Annotated in this window: 11 protein-coding genes; 5 read left to right on the forward strand and 6 right to left on the reverse strand. The window is 71.9% G+C overall.

Translation table 11 applies throughout. The features are described from left to right. Positions 1-43: 43 nt before the first annotated feature. The gene (locus AC2EAQ_RS13850) at positions 44-1,552 is read left to right on the forward strand and encodes a tryptophan halogenase family protein (RefSeq protein WP_484644918.1); all 1,509 of its coding nucleotides are present in this window, start codon (positions 44-46) and stop codon (positions 1,550-1,552) included. Positions 1,553-1,581: 29 nt separating this feature from the next. Here the strand turns inward: AC2EAQ_RS13850 and AC2EAQ_RS13855 are convergent, their stop codons facing one another. The 6 genes from AC2EAQ_RS13855 to AC2EAQ_RS13880 are packed head-to-tail and all read right to left on the reverse strand — an operon-like array spanning position 1,582 to position 10,600. After that, positions 1,582-4,356, reverse strand: coding sequence for a glycoside hydrolase family 13 protein (locus tag AC2EAQ_RS13855; protein ID WP_484644919.1), 2,775 nt, complete (start codon positions 4,354-4,356; stop codon positions 1,582-1,584). After that, positions 4,356-5,879, reverse strand: a complete 1,524-nt coding sequence (locus AC2EAQ_RS13860; RefSeq protein WP_484644920.1) for an alpha-amylase family glycosyl hydrolase — start codon at positions 5,877-5,879, stop codon at positions 4,356-4,358. The genes AC2EAQ_RS13855 and AC2EAQ_RS13860 overlap by 1 nt, the downstream gene beginning before the upstream one ends. Next, on the reverse strand, positions 5,876-6,766 hold the full coding sequence (malG, locus tag AC2EAQ_RS13865; protein ID WP_484644921.1) for a maltose ABC transporter permease MalG: 891 nt from the start codon (positions 6,764-6,766) through the stop codon (positions 5,876-5,878). The genes AC2EAQ_RS13860 and malG overlap by 4 nt, the downstream gene beginning before the upstream one ends. Further along, positions 6,766-8,277: a maltose ABC transporter permease MalF gene (gene malF / locus AC2EAQ_RS13870; RefSeq protein ID WP_484644922.1), complete on the reverse strand. Its 1,512-nt coding sequence runs from the start codon at positions 8,275-8,277 to the stop codon at positions 6,766-6,768. Before malF ends, malG begins: the two co-directional genes overlap by 1 nt. Then, positions 8,274-9,473 carry a maltose/maltodextrin ABC transporter substrate-binding protein MalE gene (gene malE, locus AC2EAQ_RS13875; RefSeq protein WP_484644923.1) on the reverse strand — a complete coding sequence of 400 codons (1,200 nt, stop codon included), beginning with the start codon at positions 9,471-9,473 and terminating at the stop codon, positions 8,274-8,276. The genes malF and malE overlap by 4 nt, the downstream gene beginning before the upstream one ends. Further along, on the reverse strand, positions 9,470-10,600 hold the full coding sequence (locus AC2EAQ_RS13880) for an ABC transporter ATP-binding protein (protein WP_484644924.1): 1,131 nt from the start codon (positions 10,598-10,600) through the stop codon (positions 9,470-9,472). Before AC2EAQ_RS13880 ends, malE begins: the two co-directional genes overlap by 4 nt. 245 nt (positions 10,601-10,845) lie before the next feature. Here AC2EAQ_RS13880 and AC2EAQ_RS13885 point away from each other — a divergent pair, with 245 nt between their 5' ends. Genes AC2EAQ_RS13885 through malQ form a run of 4 tightly spaced genes read left to right on the forward strand, consistent with a single transcriptional unit; the run spans position 10,846 to position 19,165 of the window. Beyond that, positions 10,846-13,308, forward strand: a complete 2,463-nt coding sequence (locus AC2EAQ_RS13885; protein WP_484644925.1) for a glycogen/starch/alpha-glucan phosphorylase — start codon at positions 10,846-10,848, stop codon at positions 13,306-13,308. 23 nt (positions 13,309-13,331) lie between these two features. Next, positions 13,332-15,512 carry a 1,4-alpha-glucan branching protein GlgB gene (gene glgB, locus AC2EAQ_RS13890; protein WP_484644926.1) on the forward strand — a complete coding sequence of 727 codons (2,181 nt, stop codon included), beginning with the start codon at positions 13,332-13,334 and terminating at the stop codon, positions 15,510-15,512. Between the two features lie 6 nt (positions 15,513-15,518). Beyond that, positions 15,519-17,648, forward strand: a complete 2,130-nt coding sequence (glgX, locus tag AC2EAQ_RS13895; protein ID WP_484644927.1) for a glycogen debranching protein GlgX — start codon at positions 15,519-15,521, stop codon at positions 17,646-17,648. Continuing rightward, positions 17,645-19,165: a 4-alpha-glucanotransferase gene (gene malQ / locus AC2EAQ_RS13900; RefSeq protein WP_484644928.1), complete on the forward strand. Its 1,521-nt coding sequence runs from the start codon at positions 17,645-17,647 to the stop codon at positions 19,163-19,165. The genes glgX and malQ overlap by 4 nt, the downstream gene beginning before the upstream one ends. The last annotated feature ends 106 nt before the right edge of the window (positions 19,166-19,271 follow it).

The following is a 19,271-nucleotide window of genomic DNA, read 5'->3' on the forward strand; positions in this document are numbered from 1 at the left end:
GCCGGCCTCTGGCCGCAGGGCTCTTTCACTTTTGAAGCGCAAGATGGACAACCGACTCATCGACAGCCTCGTCATCGCCGGCGGCGGCACGGCCGGCTGGATGGCTGCCGCCGCGCTGGCCAAGGTGCTGCGCGGCAAGGTGAAGATCCGGCTCGTCGAGTCCGACGAGATCGGCATCGTGGGCGTGGGCGAAGCCACGATCCCGATGATCCAGCGCTTCAACCAGGTGCTGGAGATCGACGAGAACGAGTTCCTGCGCGAGACCCAGGGCACGTTCAAGCTCGGCATCGAGTTCGTGAACTGGGGTCGGCCGGGCGACCGCTACATGCACGGCTTCGGCCGCTTCGGCCAGGACCTGTGGACGATCACCTTTGACCAGTACTGGCAGAAGATGTACCAGGCCGGCAAGGCGGCCGACCTGGGCGACTACGCGATCGCGCGCGTGGCGGCCTACCGCAACAAGTTCATGCGTCCGGCCACGGACATGCCGAACTCGCCGCTGTCGGAGATCGCCTATGCCTTCCACTTCGACGCCAGCCTCTACTCGAAGTACCTGAGCCGCTACGCCCAGGCGCGTGGCGTGGAACGCATCGAGGGCCGCATCGCGCGCGTCGAGCAGCGCGAGGGCGACGGCCACGTGCAGGCCCTGGTGATGGAGGACGGGCGCCGCGTCGAGGGCCAGCTGTTCATCGACTGCTCGGGCTTCCGCGGCCTGCTGATCGAGCAGACGCTGCGCACCGGCTACGAGGACTGGTCGCACTGGCTGCCCTGCGACCGCGCGGTCGCTGTGCCGTGCGAGAGCGCGCCGGTGCTGCTGCCCTACACCCGCTCGACCGCGCGCCAGGCGGGCTGGCAGTGGCGCATCCCGCTGCAGCACCGCATCGGCAACGGCCACGTCTACTGCAGCCGCTACCTCAGCGACGACGAGGCGACCGCGGTGCTGATGGCCAACCTCGACGGCCGGCCGCTGGCCGACCCGCGGCCGCTGCGGTTCACGACCGGCATGCGCAAGCTGGGCTGGAACCGCAACGTGGTGGCCATGGGCCTGGCCTCGGGCTTCATGGAGCCGCTCGAATCGACCAGCATCCACCTGATCCAGACCGCGATCTCGCGCCTGCTCGGCTTCTTCCCGAGCCAGGGCTTCAGCCAGACCGACATCGACGAGTACAACCGCCAGACGCGGTTCGAGTTCGAGCGCATCCGCGACTTCCTGATCCTGCACTACCACCTGAACCAGCGCACCGACTCGCCGTTCTGGGCCCATTGCCGCGAGATGGAGGTGCCCGAGGCGCTGACGCGCAAGATGGACCTGTACCGCACCCACGGCCGCATCTTCCGCGAGAACAACGAGCTGTTCTCCGAGGTGGCGTGGCTGCAGGTGATGCACGGGCAGGGGCTGCGCGCCCAGGGCTACCACCCGCTGGCCGACCTGATCGACGAGCGCGAGACGCACGAGTACCTGGAGAGCGTGCGCGGCGTGATCGCCAAGTGCGCCGACGTGATGCCCGGCCATGCCGAGTTCATCGCGCAGCATTGCGCGGCCCGCCGCTGACCTGACGCCGCGCGGGGCCGCGGCCGGCGTCAAGGGCTGAGCAGCACCCGCCCCGACACCGGCGCCAGCTCGAAGCCGACCCGGCCGCCGTCCACCGGCACCGCGCCGCCGGACAGCGCGTCGCGCAGCGCGGGGGCGGACCACCCGGCCGGCAGGTCCACGGTGATGCGCCGCGGCGTGTCGCCGCTGTGGTGGGCCACCAGCGCCCACTGCGTGCCCAGGCGGCGCGCGAACACCACGACCGTCCCGTCCACGAGCAGCGGCGCGAGCAGTTCGCCGCGCCGCAGCAGCGCGTGGTCGTGGCGCATCTTCACCAGGCGCTTGACCTGCGCCAGCAGCGCGAGGTCGGGTTGGCCGCCCTGGTCGGCCCACGGGTAGGGGGCGCGGTTGAACGGGTCGTCGCCGCCGGTCACGCCGACCTCGTCGCCGTAGTAGACGGTCGGCGCGCCGGGGTAGGTCATCTGGATGAACATCGCCAGCAGCAGGCGCTGCCGCGCGCGCGCGATCACGGCCGCGTCGCGCGTGTCGTCGTGCCAGCCGAACTGGTGCAGCGCGCGCGCCGCGTCGTGCGACGACAGCAGGTTCATCAATGCATGGAAGGCCTGCGGCGGATACGCCTCGCGCACCGCCTCCAGCTGCGACACGAGGTCGGCCGCGCTGCCGCCGCCCGCGTACTCGAGCACCGCGTTGCGGAAGATGTAGTTCATCGTCGAGTCGAACATGTCGCCGAGGAAGTACTTGCTCGAGTCGAACCAGGTCTCGGCCACGGTCAGCGCGTCCGGGCGGTGGCGCTTGACCTCGGCGCGCCACTCGCGCCAGAAGTCATCGGGTACCCAGGGCGCCACGTCCATGCGCCAGCCGGCGGCGCCGCGGTCGAGCCACTGCTTCATCACCGAGTCGCGGTCGCGGTAGGCGAAGCGGCGGAACTCGGGGCTGGACTTGTCCAGCTCGGGCAGGTCGTTCACGCCGACCCAGCCGCGGTACTGCCGGTCCGGGTCGCGCTGCGTGGCGTCGAAGCGGAACCAGCCGGCCCAGCGCGACGCCGCGTTGATACGCCCGCCCTCGAAGGCGCCGCCCGTGCGGTGGTTGCTGAAGCGGTCGAAGTAGATCGAGTCGCTGCCGACATGGTTCAGGCTGGTGTCGAGGATGACGCGGATGCCGCGCCGCGTGGCCTCGCGCGTGAGCCGCTCGAAGTCGGCGTTGCTGCCGAAGGCCGGGTCGATGCGGGTGTAGTCGGCGGTGTCGTACTTGTGGTTGCTGGGGGCCTGGAACACCGGCGTCATGTAGATCGTGTTGGCGCCGAGGTCGCGGATGTAGTCGAGCTTGTCGATCAGGCCGGCGAGGTCGCCGCCGAAGAAGTCGTTGTTGTGCACGCCGTCCGAGCCGTCGCCGCTGCCGGGGCGGAAGGGCCGCTCGGTCCACGTGGCATGGCGCTCGACGCCGTGGTTCTGGTAGCGATCGCGTCCGGGCTTCGGATCGTTGGACGGATCGCCGTTGCGGAAGCGCTCGGGAAAGACGTAGTAGTAGACGATGTCGGGCGCCCAGTCCGGCACCTTGAAGTCGGGCGCATGCACGGTCTGGCGGAAGCGCCGGATCGAGCCCATGGCCGCGGCGCTGGCCGGCAGGGGCTCCACCTCGCCGCGTCCGCCGGTGCCCTTCTCGCGCGTCCAGTGCAGCGGCTGGCGGTTGTTCTGGTAGGCGAAGCGGCGTCCGTCGGCCAGCTCGGCCTCGAACCAGTAGCCGTGCACCGCCACGTCGGCGAAGCGGTGCGACGCGGACCAGCGCTCGCGGCCCGGCGCCGCGCCCGGCACGGGCGCGCGCTGCATCGGCACGCGCGCCAGCTCGCGGTACTCCAGCACCTCCTGGTTGCCCTCGAGTCGGCGCCGCTCCACCACCAGCGTCATGCGCGCCACGCCCGGCGCGGCGTCCAGCGCGAAGTCGACCGTGGTGCCCGCCGGCACCGCGCCGAAGGGCCGCTTGTGCGAGGCCGAGCGCGAGTCGAACGCGAGGCTGCGCGCCACCGGGTCGGCCACCGCGCGCGGCGTCGGGTCGGCGAAGGTGCGCGGCCCGATCGACAGCTCCGGCCGGCCGCCGGCCCAGGCCAGGCGCAGCGTGTGCTCGCCGGCGAACACGTGCGCGATCGCGGGCCCGCCCTCGCGCAGGTAGGCGCCGCTGCCGGCGCCGAAGTTCGTGGCGTCCTTCCAGGCGCTGTCGGCGATCTTGAACTCGTGACGGCCGCTGAGCGTGACGTTCAGGTAGTAGGCGTCGCAGCTGAAGCGCAACGCGTAGTCGTCGAGTGCGCCCCAGTTGTTCATCGTGCCGCGCAGGTACAGCGTGGTGGCGCCCAGCGGTGCGGCGTCGGCGGGGCAGGCCTCGATGGCGAGCTGCGGCTGGCGGGGGTCGGTCATGGTCAGCGTGATGCGTTGCGTGCTGCCCGCGGCGAAGCGGTGGCGGATGTCGCGGCCGCGCAGCACCAGGCGCTGCGGCGCGGCCGTCGCCGGCGCGGACGTCGGCTGCGGGTCCAGGCCGAAGTCGGCGTCGGCGCTCCAGCCCTCGTCGCCGACCTTGAAGCTGTGCTCGCCCGCCAGCGCCGTGACCAGCACGAAGCGGTCGCAGGCCCAGCGCAGGCGCTGCGCGTCGGCCGCCGTCCAGCCGTTGAAGGTGCCGCGCAGGTACAGCGCGCGGCCGTCGAGCGGGTCCGGCCGGCACACCGGCGTGGAGGCTGGCGCCGGGGCCTGCGCGCGGGCGGCACCGGCCGCGGCCCAGGCCGCCGCCAGCAGCAGGAGGGCCGCTGCGCGCCGCATCACCGCACCCGCTTGTACGAGCTGTAGCCGCCCTCGGGCGCCGTATCCGGCGCCAGCAGCCGCACCGACCGCGCCGGCACCGTCACGTCGAGCAGGGCGCTGGCGATGGTCACCGGGGGCGCCTCGCAGGGCAGCAGGTCGACCATGCGGAAGGCGTTCATCAGCTTGGAATTGCCCACCAGCACGGTCTCGGTCACGGCCTCGTCCGACGGGTTGGCCAGCACCACCACGGTGTCGGCCACGCGGTCGGTATGGCGCTCGAAGGCGAACAGGCGGCTGGCGGTGACCGGGCGGAAGTCGCCCACGCGCAAGGCGCGGTGCGTGCGGCGCAGCGCCACCAGCCGGCGTGTCCAGTCCAGTGCGGGGTGGCCGGCGTCGACGAGGTCCCAGCGCATCGGCGCGCGCATCTCGGGGTCGTCGCCGCCGGGCATGTCCACCTCGCCGCCGTAGTACAGGTTGGGGCTGCCGGGCAGCGTGAACATCAGCACCTGCGCCAGGCGGCGCCGGCGCTCGTCGGGCAGCGCCGTGGCCAGCCGCGGCGTGTCGTGGTTCTCGAGGTAGACCCAGCTCTTGAGCAGGTGTTCGTAGCCGGCCTCGCCGACCAGCCGCTCCATCATGCGCTGCGCGGTGGCCACCGGCAGCTGCCCGTCGGCCAGCCGCAGCAGCACCTGGCGCCAGGTGAAGTGCATCACGCCGTCGACCGACGGGAACCACTCCCTGGCGTAGCTGGCGATCTCGCCGATCACCAGCGAGCCGGGCTTCTCCTCGTGGGCGTGGTGCGTCAGCTCGGCGAGGAAGTCGAAGCCGATGTCCACCGCGACGTCGAGGCGCCAGCCGTCCACGCCCTCGCGCAGCCAGCGCCGCACCACCGAGTCGCGACCGGCGTACACGTGCGCGCGCACCGCGGGGTTCTCCAGGTTCAGCTCGGGCAGGTTCTGCGCCTGCCACCAGGCGCGCGCACCGCCCGGGTACTGCGGGCCGAAGACGAACCAGTCGCGCCAGGGACTGTCCGGGTCGGACTCGGCGCTGCGAAAGCGCGGGCTGTTGCGCCCCATGTGATTGAACACGCCGTCGAGCACGAGCTTCATGCCGCGGCGGTGCAGGTCCGCGGCCAGCGCGGCGACGTCGTCGCGGCTGCCGAACTCGGGGCTCACGGCCTCGTAGTCGAGCGCGTCGTACTTGTGGTTGGTGTAGGCGCCGTGGATCGGGTTGAGGTACAGCACGTCCGCGCCGAGCTGCTGCACATGGTCGAGCCGTCCGCGGGTGCTGGCGAGGTCGCCGCCCCAGAACTCGATCTCGTGGCTCCAGACCCGGTGCGCGTCGAGGTACGCCCCTTGCCGCGGCAGCTCGTCCCAGCGCCGCAGCACCTTGGGCGCCGGGTACAGCGCGCGCTTGGCCTGCAGGTCGGCCGGCGGCGCGAAACGGTCCACCAGCACCTGGTAGACCACCGCGCCGTGGCGCCAGTCGGCCTCGCGCCGCTCGAAGATGCCCGCCAGGGCGTCGTCGAACGGGTTGCCGCTCATCCCTTGACGCCGCCGGCCGTGAGGCCGGAGACGATCCAGCGCTGCGCGGCCAGGAACACCAGCGTGATCGGCAGGCCGGACAGCACGGCGGCGGCGGCGAAGTCGCCCCACAGGTAGCGCTGGTCGTAGAGGAAGAACTTGCTGCCCACCGCGAGCGTGAGGTTGGGTTCCTCGCGCAGCAGCACCGACGCCACCGGGTACTCGATGATCACGCCGATGAAGGCCAGCACGAACACCACCACGAGGATCGGCACCGCCATCGGCAGCAGCACCAGCCGGAACGCCTGCCAGTGCGTGGCGCCGTCGACCTTGGCGTTCTCCTCGATCTCGGGCGGGATGGTGTCGAAGTAGCCCTTGATGGTCCACACGTGGGTGGCCACGCCGCCGAGGTAGGCCACGATCAGGCCGGCGTGCGTCTCGACGCCGAGCCAGGGCAGGTGGTTGCCGATGCCGTCGAAGATGGCGTAGATGGCCACCAGCGCCACCGCCACCGGGAACACCTGCAGCACCAGCATCGTGTTCAGGATCGCGCGCTTGCCGGTGAAGCGCAGCCGCGCGAACGCATAGGCCGCCGTGGTGGAGATGGCCACGATCAGGAAGGCCGAGATTGCCGCCACCTTGACCGAGTTCCACAGCCACAGCAGCACCGGGAAGGGCGGCGGCGTCACGCTGCCGTCCGGGTGGCGCACCGGGATCCCCAGCGCGAGCTGCCAGTGCTCGAAGCTGATCTCGCTGGGGATCAGCGAGCCGGTGGCGAAGTTGCCTGGCCGCAGCGAGATGCTGATGACGGCCAGCAGCGGAAACAGCGTGATCGCGATCAGCGCCCACAGGAAGACCTGCGCCGCAACCACGCGCCAGCGCTGGCGCTTGCCGGTGACCAGGGCCATCAGGCGTTCCCCTTCTGCGTGGCCTTGAGCTGCAGCAGCGCCATCAGCGCCACCATCGCGAAGATGATGGTGGAGATGGCGGCGGCCAGGCCGAAGTTCTGCCCCGCGTCGGTGAACGCGATGCGGTAGGTGTAGCTGACCAGGATGTCGGTGGTGCCGGCCGGCAGCTTGGTGTTCAGGAAGTCAGGCCGGCCGTCGGTCAGCAGCGCGATCAGCACGAAGTTGTTGAAGTTGAACGCGAACGCGCTGATCAGCAGCGGCGTCAGCGGCTTGAGGATCAGCGGCGCGGTGATCTTCAGGAAATTGTCGAGCGGCTTGGCGCCGGCCAGCGCCGAGGCCTCGTACAGGTCGGCCGGGATCGACTTGATCAGCCCCGCGCACAGGATCATGAAGTACGGGAAGCCGAGCCAGGTGTTGACGATCAGCAGCATCGCCTTGGCCAGCAGCGGGTCGGCGAACCACGCCGGCCGGATGCCGAACAGCCCGTGCAGGATGGCGTTGATCTCGCCGAAGTTCTGGTTGAACAGGCCCTTGAACACCAGGATCGAGATGAAGCCCGGCACCGCATAGGGCAGGAACAGCAGCGTGCGGTACAGCGTGCGGTGCGGCAGTGCCTCCCAGTTCAGCAGCACCGCCAGCGCCATGCCCAGGCCGCCGGCGAACAGCACGGTCAGGCCGGCGAAGGCCACGGTCCAGATGAAGATCGACACGAAGGGCCCGCGGAAGTCGGGGTCCAGCAGCATGCGGCTGTAGTTCGCCAGGCCGATGCTCACCTTGAAGCCCGGCGTGATGCGCTCGCCGGCGTCGGTCTGGAAGTAGCCCGCGCGCAGGTCGGGCCGGTACACCGCGCCGGTGGCCGTCTGGGTCAGCGAGCCGTCGGCGTTGGCACGCCACACCGGCGCCAGCGGCGCGAACTCGCGCAGCCCGGCATAGGACAGCAGCCGGCCGTCGGGCGCGGTCACCTGCAGCGCGCGCAGCGCGTCGCGGCGCGCGATCACCTCGCGCAGCGGCAGCGCCGGGCCGGCGTCGGCGTCCAGCGGCGCCAGCGTCAGTGGCGCGGTCGGCGCGCGCGTCAGGTCGAGCACCGGCGTGGCGTAGCGCTGCCCGCCGCTGCGCGACACCAGCACGAGACGGTGCCCGCTGCCCTGCGCATGCAGCGTGGTGTCGAAGGCGTGGTCCTCGTCCACCGTGGTCTGCGCCAGCAGGTAGTCGCGCGCGCGGTCCTGGTCCAGCAGGTGCGCCGACGAGTAGTTGGTGAAGCCGATCTGCACCGTGTACAGCAGCGGGAAGGCCACGAACAGCACCATGCCCGCCACGCCCGGGAACAGGTAGCGCCAGGCCAGCGAGCGCGCGCTGCCGTAGACCACCAGCGCGCAGCCGCCGAACACCAGCGCCCCCAGGCCCACCAGCGGCTGGCCGGCCGTGAACAGGCTGAACACCAGCCACAGCAGCGCCAGCGTGGCGGCCGCGGTCAGGCCCCAGGCCAGCGGGGATCGGGCAGGCGCGCTCATCGGGTCAGCACCCGCGCCGCAGCGCCGTCGAGCGCCGCCTTGGGCGACTGGCGGCCCTGGGTGATGGCCTCCAGCGCGGCGTCCAGCGCCGGCCACACGCGGCCCATCTCGGGGATGTTGGGGATCGGCTCGCCGGCACGCGCGTTGGCCATCGTCGCGGCGATCAGCGGGTCGCCGGCCAGCTCCTGGTAGTAGGCCTTGTTGGCCGGCGTGCCCAGCGCCACGTCGGCCGAGATGGTCTTGAGGCTTTCCACCTTGAGCAGGTGGTTCTCGATGAACTCGCGCGCGATGTCCTTCTGCTTGCTGGGCGCGGTGATCATGCAACCGAGCACGCCGACGAAGGGCTTGCTCGGCTTGCCCGGCACCACCGCCGGGATCGGCGCCACGCCGAAGTCAATCTTCGCCTTGCGTGCGTTGTCCCAGGCCCAGGGGCCGTTGATCATCATCGCGGTCTTGCCGGCGGCGAACTGCGACTCCATGTCCGGGTAGCGCGCGCCCGAGGGCATGTGGCCGTCCTTGACCAGGCGCTCGAGCATGCGTGCGCCAGCCAGCGCGCCCTCGTTGTTGACGCCGGTGACCTTCGGGTCGTGCCCGCCCTGCGCGTCGCGGCCGAACACCGTGCCCCCGGCGCCGGCCAGCATCGGCCAGGTGAAGAAAGTCTGGCTGTGCACCCACAGGATGGCGCGCTTGCCCTGCGGCGCGAGCGTCTTGTCGAGCGCGATCACCTCGTCGAAGGTGGCCGGCGGCGTTTTCACCAGCGCCTTGTTGTAGATCAGGCCGATGGCCTCGATCGACAGCGGGTAGCCCCAGATCTGGCCGTTCCAGGTGAACGCACGCCAGGTCGATTCCTCGATCTCGTCGCGCACGCGGCGCGGTGGGCGCACCGACACGATCAGGCCCGACTTGGCCCACTCGCCGACGCGGTCGTGCGGCCAGCAGAAGATGTCCGGGCCCTTGCCGGCGCCGGCCGCGGCCTGGAACTTGTCGGGCGCGCCCTCGGGGTGCTGCACCACCACCTTGACGCCGGTATCGCGCTCGAAGGCGTCGCCCACCTTCTGCAGCCCGTTGTAGCCCTTGTCGCCGTTGATCCACACCAGCAGTCGCGGCGGCGGCGCGCCCGCCGCCGGCAGCGCCAGGGCGCCCAGCATCAGCACGGCCACGGCGGCCGCCGCGCGTCTCAAGGTCGGGCGGGTCATGCCGCGCGCGGTTCGACCTGCCCGGGCGCGAGGCGGCGCAGCGCCCGGCCGCCGCTGTCGAACAGGTAGGTGCACTCCGCCGGCACGGACAGGGTGAGCGTGCTGCCGATGGCCGGGCGCACGCGGCCGTCCAGCTCGCAGGTCAGCGGCTCGGCCAGACCGGGCAGGTCGCAATAGGCCACGGTGGCCGAGCCGAGCGTCTCGACGAAGGTGACGCGGCCGGGCAGGGCGTTGTCGGCGGCGGCGCCGGGCGCCGGCACTTCCAGGTGCTCCGGCCGCACGCCGAAGGTGACCGCGTCGCCGACCTTCAGGCCCGCGCCGTCGACAAGGCAGCGCACGATCGCACCGCCTTCGAGCCGAACGGTGGCCTCGCTCTTGCTTGCGGCGGTGACCGTGGCCGGCATGAAATTCATCTTCGGGCTGCCGATGAAGCCGGCCACGAACAGGTTGGCCGGATGCTCGTACAGCTCCAGCGGCGAGCCCACCTGCTCGACGCGGCCGGCCGACAGCACCACGATCCGGTCGGCCAGCGTCATCGCCTCGACCTGGTCGTGGGTGACGTAGATCATTGTCGTCCGGAGTTCCTCGTGCAGCTTCGCGAACTCGTAGCGCATCTTCACGCGCAGCGCGGCGTCCAGGTTGGACAGCGGCTCGTCGAACAGGAACACCTCGGGCTTGCGCACGATGGCACGGCCGATGGCCACGCGCTGGCGCTGGCCGCCGGACAGGTCCTTCGGCTTGCGTTCGAGCAGGTGGTCGATGTGCAGGATCTTCGCGGCCTGCTGCACCGCCGCGTCGATCTCGGCCTTGGGCACCTTGGCGAGCTTCAGACCGAAGGCCATGTTCTCGTACAGGTCCATGTGGGGGTACAGCGCGTAGCTCTGGAACACCATCGCGATGCCGCGCTCGGCCGGCGGCACGTCGTTGACGACGCGCCCGCCGATCGTCAGCGTGCCGCCGGTGATGTCCTCCAGCCCCGCGATGGTGCGCAGCAGCGTGGACTTGCCGCAGCCCGACGGGCCCACGAACACCATGAACTCGCCGTCACGGACCTCGAGGTCGATGTCGCGCAGCACCGGCGTCTCGCCATAGGACTTCTGCACCCCGGTCAGCACCACGTCTGCCACTTCGACTTGCCTCCTGTTTGTAGAGAATATACAAACCGATCTGCGGTTTCACAACGCCCGCGACCCTCGGTTGCGGGGTATCAACTTCAATAAAATCAACTAGTTAGATCATTTCACGGGTTAACCCCGTGTAGGATTACTACATGGTTTCGAGGCCAAAATCCCCTTCCTCGCCAGCCTCGGCATCGCCCCCGGCGAAGCCGCGCGGCGGGTCCGCGCCACGCACCCATACTTCCACGGCCGACATGAAGACCGCATCCACCCCGACCCTGCCCGCCGCGCCCGCGCGCGTCGTCGCCGCCTTCCGCCAGGCCGTCCAGCGCGAACTGGCCCAACGCACCGACGGCACCGCCCCCGAGGCGCTGCTGTGGGCCGCCGCCCACGCCAGCCGCGGCCTGCTGGCCGAGCGCTGGGCGCGCACCCAGGCCGCCGACCGCGCCGACCACCGGTCGCGCCGCGTGCACTACCTGTCGATGGAGTTCCTGATGGGCCGCGCGCTGGGCAACGCGGTGTCCGCGCTCGGCCTGGACGACGCGCTGCGCCAGGCCTGCGCCGACGCCGGCACGCCGCTGCCCGACGTGCTGGAGCGCGAGGCCGACGCCGCGCTGGGCAATGGCGGCCTGGGCCGGCTGGCCGCCTGCTTCCTCGACTCCTTCGCCACGCTGGGCCTGCCGTCGTTCGGCTACGGCGTGCGCTACCAGTACGGCATGTTCGCGCAGCAGATCGCCGGCGGGCGCCAGGTCGAGGCGCCGGACGACTGGTTGAAGCGCGGCAACCCGTGGGAGATCCAGCGCCCCGAACTGCGCTGGATGGTCGGCTTCGGCGGCCGCGTGCAGGCCGACGGCACCGGCCGCGTCTGGCTGCCGGCCGAGCGCGTGGTGGCCACGGCGTTCGACTTCATCGTGCCCGGCCACGGCACCGAGCGCGTGGCCACGCTGCGCCAGTGGCATGCGTCGAGCGAGCATCCGATCGACTTCGCGGCCTTCTGCCGCGGCGAGCACCTCGCCTCGGGCCGCGAGCGCCTGGCCGCCGACATGCTGAACTGGGTGCTGTATCCGGACGACAGCACCCACGCCGGCCGCGAGATGCGGCTGAAGCAGGAGTTCCTGCTGGTGTCGGCGTCGCTGCAGGACATGCTGGCGCGCCACCTCGCCGAGGGCCGGGCGCTGCACGACTTCGGGCGCCAGAACAGCGTGCACCTGAACGACACGCATCCGGCCCTGGTGCCGGCCGAGCTGATGCGCCTGCTGGTCGACGAGCACGGGCTGGCCTGGGACGAGGCCTGGCGCATCACCCAGCAGGCGGTGAGCTACACCAACCACACGCTGATGCCCGAGGCGCTGGAGACCTGGGCCGTGCCGCTGTTCGAGGCGCTGCTGCCGCGCCACATGGAGATCGTCTACGAGATCAACCGGCGCTTCCTGGACGAGATCCGCGCCCGCTTCCCGGGCGACGAGGACATGGTGCGCCGCCTGTCGCTGATCGACGAAGGCGCCGACCACGGCCAGCGCCGCGTGCGCATGGCCAGCCTGTCGGTGCTGGCCTCGCACAAGGTCAACGGGGTGTCGGCGCTGCACTCTAGGCTGTGCGTGGAGACCATCTTCGCGGACTTCGCGCGCCTGTATCCCGAGCGCTTCACCAACATCACCAACGGCGTGACACCGCGGCGCTGGCTGATGCAGGCCAACCCCGCGCTGTCGGCGCTGGTGGACGCGCAGATCGGCCCGGCCTGGCGGCGCGACGCGGCCGAGCTGCAGGCGCTGGCCGGCGTGGCGCACAGGAAGCCGGTGCAGACCGCGTTCCTGAAGGCCAAGCGCGCCAACAAGGAGCGCCTCGCGGCGCTGGTGCGGCGCGAGCTGGGCGTGGTGATCGACCCGGACAGCCTGTTCGACGTGCACATCAAGCGCATCCACGAGTACAAGCGCCAGCTGCTGAACCTGCTGCACGTGGTGGCGCGCTACCAGGCCATCGTGGCCCAGCCGGACGGCCCGGACGGCCAGGGCTGGGTGCCGCGCACGGTGATCTTCGCCGGCAAGGCGGCCAGCGCCTACGTCACCGCCAAGGCGATCGTGAACCTGGTGCACGACGTGGCGCGCGTGGTCAACAGCGACCCGCGCGTGGGCGACCGGCTCAAGGTGGTGTTCCTGCCCAACTACAGCGTGTCGCTGGCCGAGGTGATCCTGCCGGCGGCCGACCTGTCGGAGCAGATCTCCACGGCCGGCACCGAGGCCTCGGGCACCGGCAACATGAAGTTCGCGCTCAACGGCGCGCTGACCATCGGCACCTGGGACGGCGCCAACATCGAGATGGCGCAGTCGATGGGCGAGGAGAACATGTTCGTGTTCGGCCTGCGCGCCGACGCGGTGGCGCGCATCAAACAGCTCGGCTACGACGCGCGGCTGTACGTGGAGGAGAACCGCACGCTCAAGGCGGTGCTCGACGCCATCGCCGGCGGCGCCTTCTCGCCCGGCGAGCCCGAGCGCTACCGCGGCATGATCGAGGCCCTGCTCAACCGCGACACCTACATGCTGATGGCCGACTTCGCCGACTACGTGGCCACGCAGGCGCGCGTGGACGCGCTGTGGCGCGACCCGCCGGCGTGGGCGCGGCGCGCGATCCTCAACGTGGCGGCGATGGGGCCGTTCTCGTCGGACCGCACCATCCGCGAGTACGTCGAGAAGGTCTGGACGGCGCCGGCGCGGCGCTGATCCGGGCCGACCGCCGCGCGCCCATGCTCGACGACGCCGACGTCGCGGCCCTGGCCGAAGCGCGCCACGCGGACCCGTTCGCGGTGCTCGGCCTGCACGCCGACGCCGACGGGCGCCTGTGGGTGCGCGCCATGCTGCCCGGCGCGGCCGAGGTGGCGGTGCATGACGCCGGCAGCGGCCGCCGCGTGGCGGTGCTGGCGCCGCGCGGCGACGGCGGGCTGTGGGAGGGCGTCGTGCCGCGGCGGCGCAAGCGCTTCGAGCACCGGCTGGCGGTGCGCTGGGCCGGTGGCGGCGAGGGCCTGTATGCCGACGCCTACGCCTTCGGTCCGCAGGTGGGCGACGCCGACCTGCACTTCTTCGGCGAGGGCACGCACCTGCGGCCCTACACCTTCCTTGGTGCGCATCCGGTGGCCGTGCAGGGCGTGGACGGCGTGCGCTTCGCGGTGTGGGCGCCGAACGCGGCGCGCGTGTCGGTGGTGGGCGACTTCAACGCCTGGGACGGCCGGCGCCACCCGATGCGCTCGCGCGGCGGTGGCGGCGTGTGGGAGCTGTTCGTGCCGCACATGGCCGCGGGCGACCGCTACAAGTTCGAGATCCGCACCCAGGCGGGCGAGGTGTTGCCGCACAAGGCGGACCCGTATGCGCGTGCGGCCGAGCTGCGGCCGGCCACCGCGAGCGTGGTGGCGCCGCCGCTGGTGGCGCCGCGGCCGCTGGACGCGCAGCGCGCGGCGGCCAACGGGCGCCACGCACCGATGTCGATCTACGAGCTGCATGCCGGCTCGTGGCGCCGCCATCCGGACGGTCGGCTCTACAGCTGGGACGAGCTGGCCGCGTCGCTGCCGGCCTATGCCGCCGCGCAGGGCTTCACGCACGTGGAGCTGCTGCCGGTGAGCGAGCACCCGTTCGACGGCTCGTGGGGCTACCAGACGTTGGGCCTATACGCGCCGAGCGCGCGCTTCGGTTCGGGCGACGGCCTGCGCCGCTTCGTGCAGGCCTGCCACGCGCAGGGGCTGGGCGTGCTGCTGGACTGGGTGCCGGCGCACTTCCCGTCCGACGCGCACGGCCTGGCGCGCTTCGACGGCAGCGCGCTGTACGAGTACGCGGACCCGCGCGAGGGCTTCCACCGCGACTGGAACACGCTGATCTACAACTTCGGCCGCCACGAGGTGCGCAACTTCCTCGTCGGCAGCGCGCTGTACTGGGTGGAGCAGTTCGGCCTGGACGGCCTGCGCGTGGACGCGGTGGCGTCGATGCTCTACCGCGACTACTCGCGCGAGCCCGGCCAGTGGATCCCCAATGCCCAGGGCGGGCGCGAGAACCTGGAGGCGATCGCGTTCCTGCGCCGCACGAACGAGGTGCTGGGGCAGGAGTGCCCGGGCGCGATCACGCTGGCCGAGGAGAGCACCGCGTTCCCGGGCGTCAGCGCGCCCACCTTCGCCGGCGGCCTGGGCTTCCACTACAAGTGGAACATGGGCTGGATGCACGACACGCTGGAGTACGTGCGGCAGGACCCGGTGCACCGGCGCTGGCACCACGACAAGATGAGCTTCGGCCTCGTCTACGCCTTCTCGGAGAACTTCGTGCTGCCGCTGTCGCACGACGAGGTGGTGCACGGCAAGGGCTCGATCCTCGGCCGCATGCCCGGCGACGAGTGGCAGCGCTTCGCCAACCTGCGCGCCTACTACGGCTTCATGTGGGGCCACCCGGGCAAGAAGCTGCTGTTCATGGGCCAGGAGTTCGCCCAGGGCACCGAGTGGAACCACGACGCCGAGCTGCCGTGGTGGCTGCTGCAGCACGAGCCGCATGCCGGCGTGCAGCGCCTCGTGCGCGACCTCAACGCGCTGATGCGCGAGCGGCCCGCGCTGCACCGGCTGGACACGCAGGCCGCCGGCTTCGACTGGATCGACGCGCACGACGCCGAACGTTCCGTCTACGCCTGGGTGCGCCGCGATGGCGCCGGCGACGAGGCGCTGGTGGTGTGCAACATGACGCCGGTGCCGCGGCCGGCGATGCGCCTGGGCGTGCCGCCCGGCCACGCCGCCTGGCGCGAGGCGCTCAACACCGACTCGGTCTTCTATGGCGGCAGCAACCTCGGCAACGGAGCGCACCCGCTGCCCGTGCAGGCGGTAGGGAGCCACGGCCGCGACCAGTCCATCGAACTCATGCTGCCGCCGCTGGCGGCGCTCTATCTCGTGCCCGCGTAGACGACCATGCCGATGAAACTCCCCGACCGGCTGCAGGAAGGCCGGGCCGAACCCTTCGGATCGCTGGCGCGCGACGGCGGCGTCAACTTCGCAGTCTTTTCCGACCACGCCACCCAGGTGGAGCTGTGCGTGTTCGACGCCGACGGCGCGCGCGAGCTGCGCCGCTACCCGCTGCATGCGGGCGCCGACGGCGTGTTCCACGGTTTCCTGCCCGGCGTCGGGCCGGGTCTCGTGTACGGCCTGCGCGCCCACGGCCCCTACGAGCCCGAGCGCGGCCACCGCTTCAACCCGCACAAGCTGCTGCTCGACCCCTGGGCGCGCGAGATCGTCGGCCGCTTCGGCTGGCATGCCGAGCACCACGGCTACGAACTCGGCCACCCCGACGGCACGCGCTCGTTCGACACGCGCGACAACGCGCTGCGGGCGCTGAAGGCCCGCGTGGCGCCGCCGCCCGCAGTGGCGGCCGGGGCGCTGAACGCGCCGCGCATCCCGCCGCGCGAGCAGGTGATCTACGAGATGCACGTCAAGGGCTTCGGCAAGACCCTGCCCGGCCTGCCGCCGGCGCTGGCCGGCACCTACGCCGGGCTCGCGCATCCGGCGGCGATCGCGCACTTCAAGGCGCTGGGCGTGACGACGATCGAGCTGCTGCCGGTGCACTACCACCTCGACGAACCGGCGCTGGTGGACCAGGGCCTCGTCAACTACTGGGGTTACAACACGCTGGGCTTCTTCTGCCCGGACCCGCGCCACGCCGCCTGCGACCGCAGCGACCCCACCGCGGTGGCGGCCGAGTTCCGGGCCATGGTCGCCGCGCTGCACGACGCCGGGCTGGAAGTGGTGCTCGACGTGGTCTACAACCACACGCCCGAAGGCAGCGAGATGGGCCCGACGCTGTCGATGCGCGGCCTGGACAACGCGGCGTGGTACCGGCTGGCCGCGGACGACCGCAGCCGCGCCGAGAACTGGACCGGCTGCGGCAACACGCTCAACGTGGCGCACCCGCGCGTGACGCAGTTCGTGCTCGACTCGCTGCGCTACTGGGTGCAGGAGATGGGCGTGGACGGCTTCCGCTTCGACCTCGCGCCGGTGCTCGGCCGCACGCGCCACCACTTCGATGCGCATGCGCCGTTCTTCGCCGCGCTGGCGCAGGACCCGGTGCTCGCCCGCGCGCACCTGATCGCCGAGGCCTGGGACACCGGCCCCGAGGGCTACCAGGTCGGCCGCTTCCCCGGCCGCTGGATGGAGTGGAACGATAAGTTCCGCGACACCGTGCGGCGCTACTGGCTGCAGCGCGGCGTGGGGCGCGGCGAGTTCGCGCGCCGCTTCACCGCGTCGAGCGACCTGTTCCACCACGGCCGGCGCTCGCCGCTGGCCAGCGTCAACTACATCAGCGCGCACGACGGCTTCACGCTGGCGGACTTCACCAGCTACGCGCGCAAGCACAACCACGCCAACGGCGAGGACAACCGCGACGGCCGCGACGACGAGCCGGCCAACCCGTTCGGCCCCGAGGGCCCGAGCGACGACGCGGCCGTGCGCGCGCAGCGCGACCGCGTGCGCCGCGCGCTGCTGGCCACGCTGCTGCTGGCCCAGGGCACGCCGATGCTGCTGGCCGGCGACGAGTTCGCCAACAGCCAGCAGGGCAACAACAACGCCTATGCCCAGGACAACGCGGTGGGCTGGCTCGACTGGGCGCAGGCCGACCGCGAGCTGATCGCCTTCGTGCAGCGCGTGCTCGCGCTGCGCCGCGCCGAGCCGGCCCTGCACCACGACCGCTGGTTCCAGCACGTGCCCGCCGCGCCCGGCGAGCGCAGCGTGGTGTGGCTCGCGCCGACGGGCCACGACATGCAGGTGCACGACTGGCACGACGGCGCGCAGCATGCGTTCGCCTGCCGCATCGACGCGTCGCCGCGGCGGCTGCACGAGCCCGCCGCGCGCACCGAAGGCTGCCGCCACCTGCTGATCGCCTTCAACCCCGAACCGCAGCCCGTGCCCTTCGTGCTGCCGCCCGGCCGCTGGGAGCCCGCGCTGGACACGTCCGGCGTGCTGGCGGCCCCGGTGCCGCACAAGCCGCTGACGGTGCCCGCGCATGCGCTGGTGGTGCTGCGCGGCCACGACCCTGCCGACACGCCATGAACGACCAGCCCTTCGCCGCCCGCGCCGCGGGCATCCTGCTGCACGTGACCTCGCTGCCCGGGCCGCATGGCGTGGGCGACTTCGGTCCCGACGCCTACCGCTTCGTGGACTGGCTGGCGCGTGCCGGCCAGACCCTGTGGCAGTGGCTGCCGACCACGCCGGTGGGCCCGGGCGACTCGCCCTACCAGAGCCCGTCGGCCTTTGCCGGCAGCCCGTTGATGGTGGCGCTGGAGCCGCTGGTCGAGCGCGGCTGGCTCGACGCGGTGACGCCGCCCCACGCGCCGTTCCCCGCCACGCGGGTGGACTTCCCGCGCGTGATCCCCTGGCGCGACGCGCAGCTGCGCCGCGCCTCGGCCGGCTTCTTCGCCCGCGCCACGGCGCCCGAGCGCGCCGCCTTCGCCGCCTGGTGCGAGCGCGAGGCCGGCTGGCTCGACGAGTACGCGCTGTTCATGGCGCTGTTCAACGCGCACGGCATGAAGCCCTGGTGGGACTGGGCGCTGCCGCTGCGCCGCCGCGACGCCGCGGCGCTGGCGCAGGCGCGCACGCAGCATGCCACCGAGATCGACCACTGGCGCTTCGTGCAGTGGTGCTGGGACGAGCAGTGCCGCGCCCTCAAGGCCTACGCCAACGAGCGAGGCATCTCGCTCATCGGCGACATCCCGATCTACGTCGCCGACAACAGCGCCGACGTCTGGTCGCGGCCGGACCTGTACGAGCTGGGCGACGACGGCCTGCCCACGGTGATCGCCGGCGTGCCGCCCGACCCGCTCGGCCCCGAAGGCCAGCGCTGGGGCAACCCGATCTACCGCTGGGACCGCATGGCCGCCGAGGACTACGCCTGGTGGACGGCGCGCGTGAAGCGCGTGCTGGCGCAGGCCGACATCGTGCGCATCGACCACTTCCGCGGCTTCGCGGGCTACTGGGAGATCCCGGCGTCGTCGCCCACGGCAAAGGTGGGGCGCTGGGTCACCGGGCCGGGCCTGCCGCTGTTCCGCGCCATCGAGAAGCAGCTCGGCCGGCTGCCGATCATCGCGGAGGACCTGGGCCTGATCACGCCCGACGTGGTCGAGCTGATCGAGGGCTGCGGCTTCCCGCGCATGAAGGTGCTGATCTTCGGCTTCGGCGGCGACGGCACGCACGAGTTCCTGCCGCACAACTACGCGCCCGACACCATCGTCTACACCAGCACCCACGACACCGACACCGCCTGCGGCTGGTGGCACGGCGCCACGGAGCGCGAGCGCCACTTCGCCGGCAGCTACCTGGCCTGCGGCGGGCACGACTTCCACTGGGCGGCGATCCGCGCCTGCATGAATTCGGTGTCGAAGCTGGCGGTGTTCCCGCTGCAGGACGTGCTGGGCCTGCCCACCGAGCACCGAATGAACCTGCCGGGCACGCTGACGCCGGCCAACTGGAGCTGGCGCTTCGAGCCGTCGATGCTGGGCGACGAGCCGGCGCGCGTGCTGGCCCTGATGGCGCACGTGAGCGGGCGCACGCGGCCGGCGGACGCGCCCTGAGCGGGCCCTGCTGCCGCGCCCGGCGGCACGGCGCGGGCGCGCCGACCTTCCGCGCGGGCCGGCTGCCGTCCGCGGCGTGCGGCCGTCGATTCATCGCATGAGGGGG

The sequence above is a fragment of the Aquabacterium sp. T101 genome (assembly GCF_057219775.1).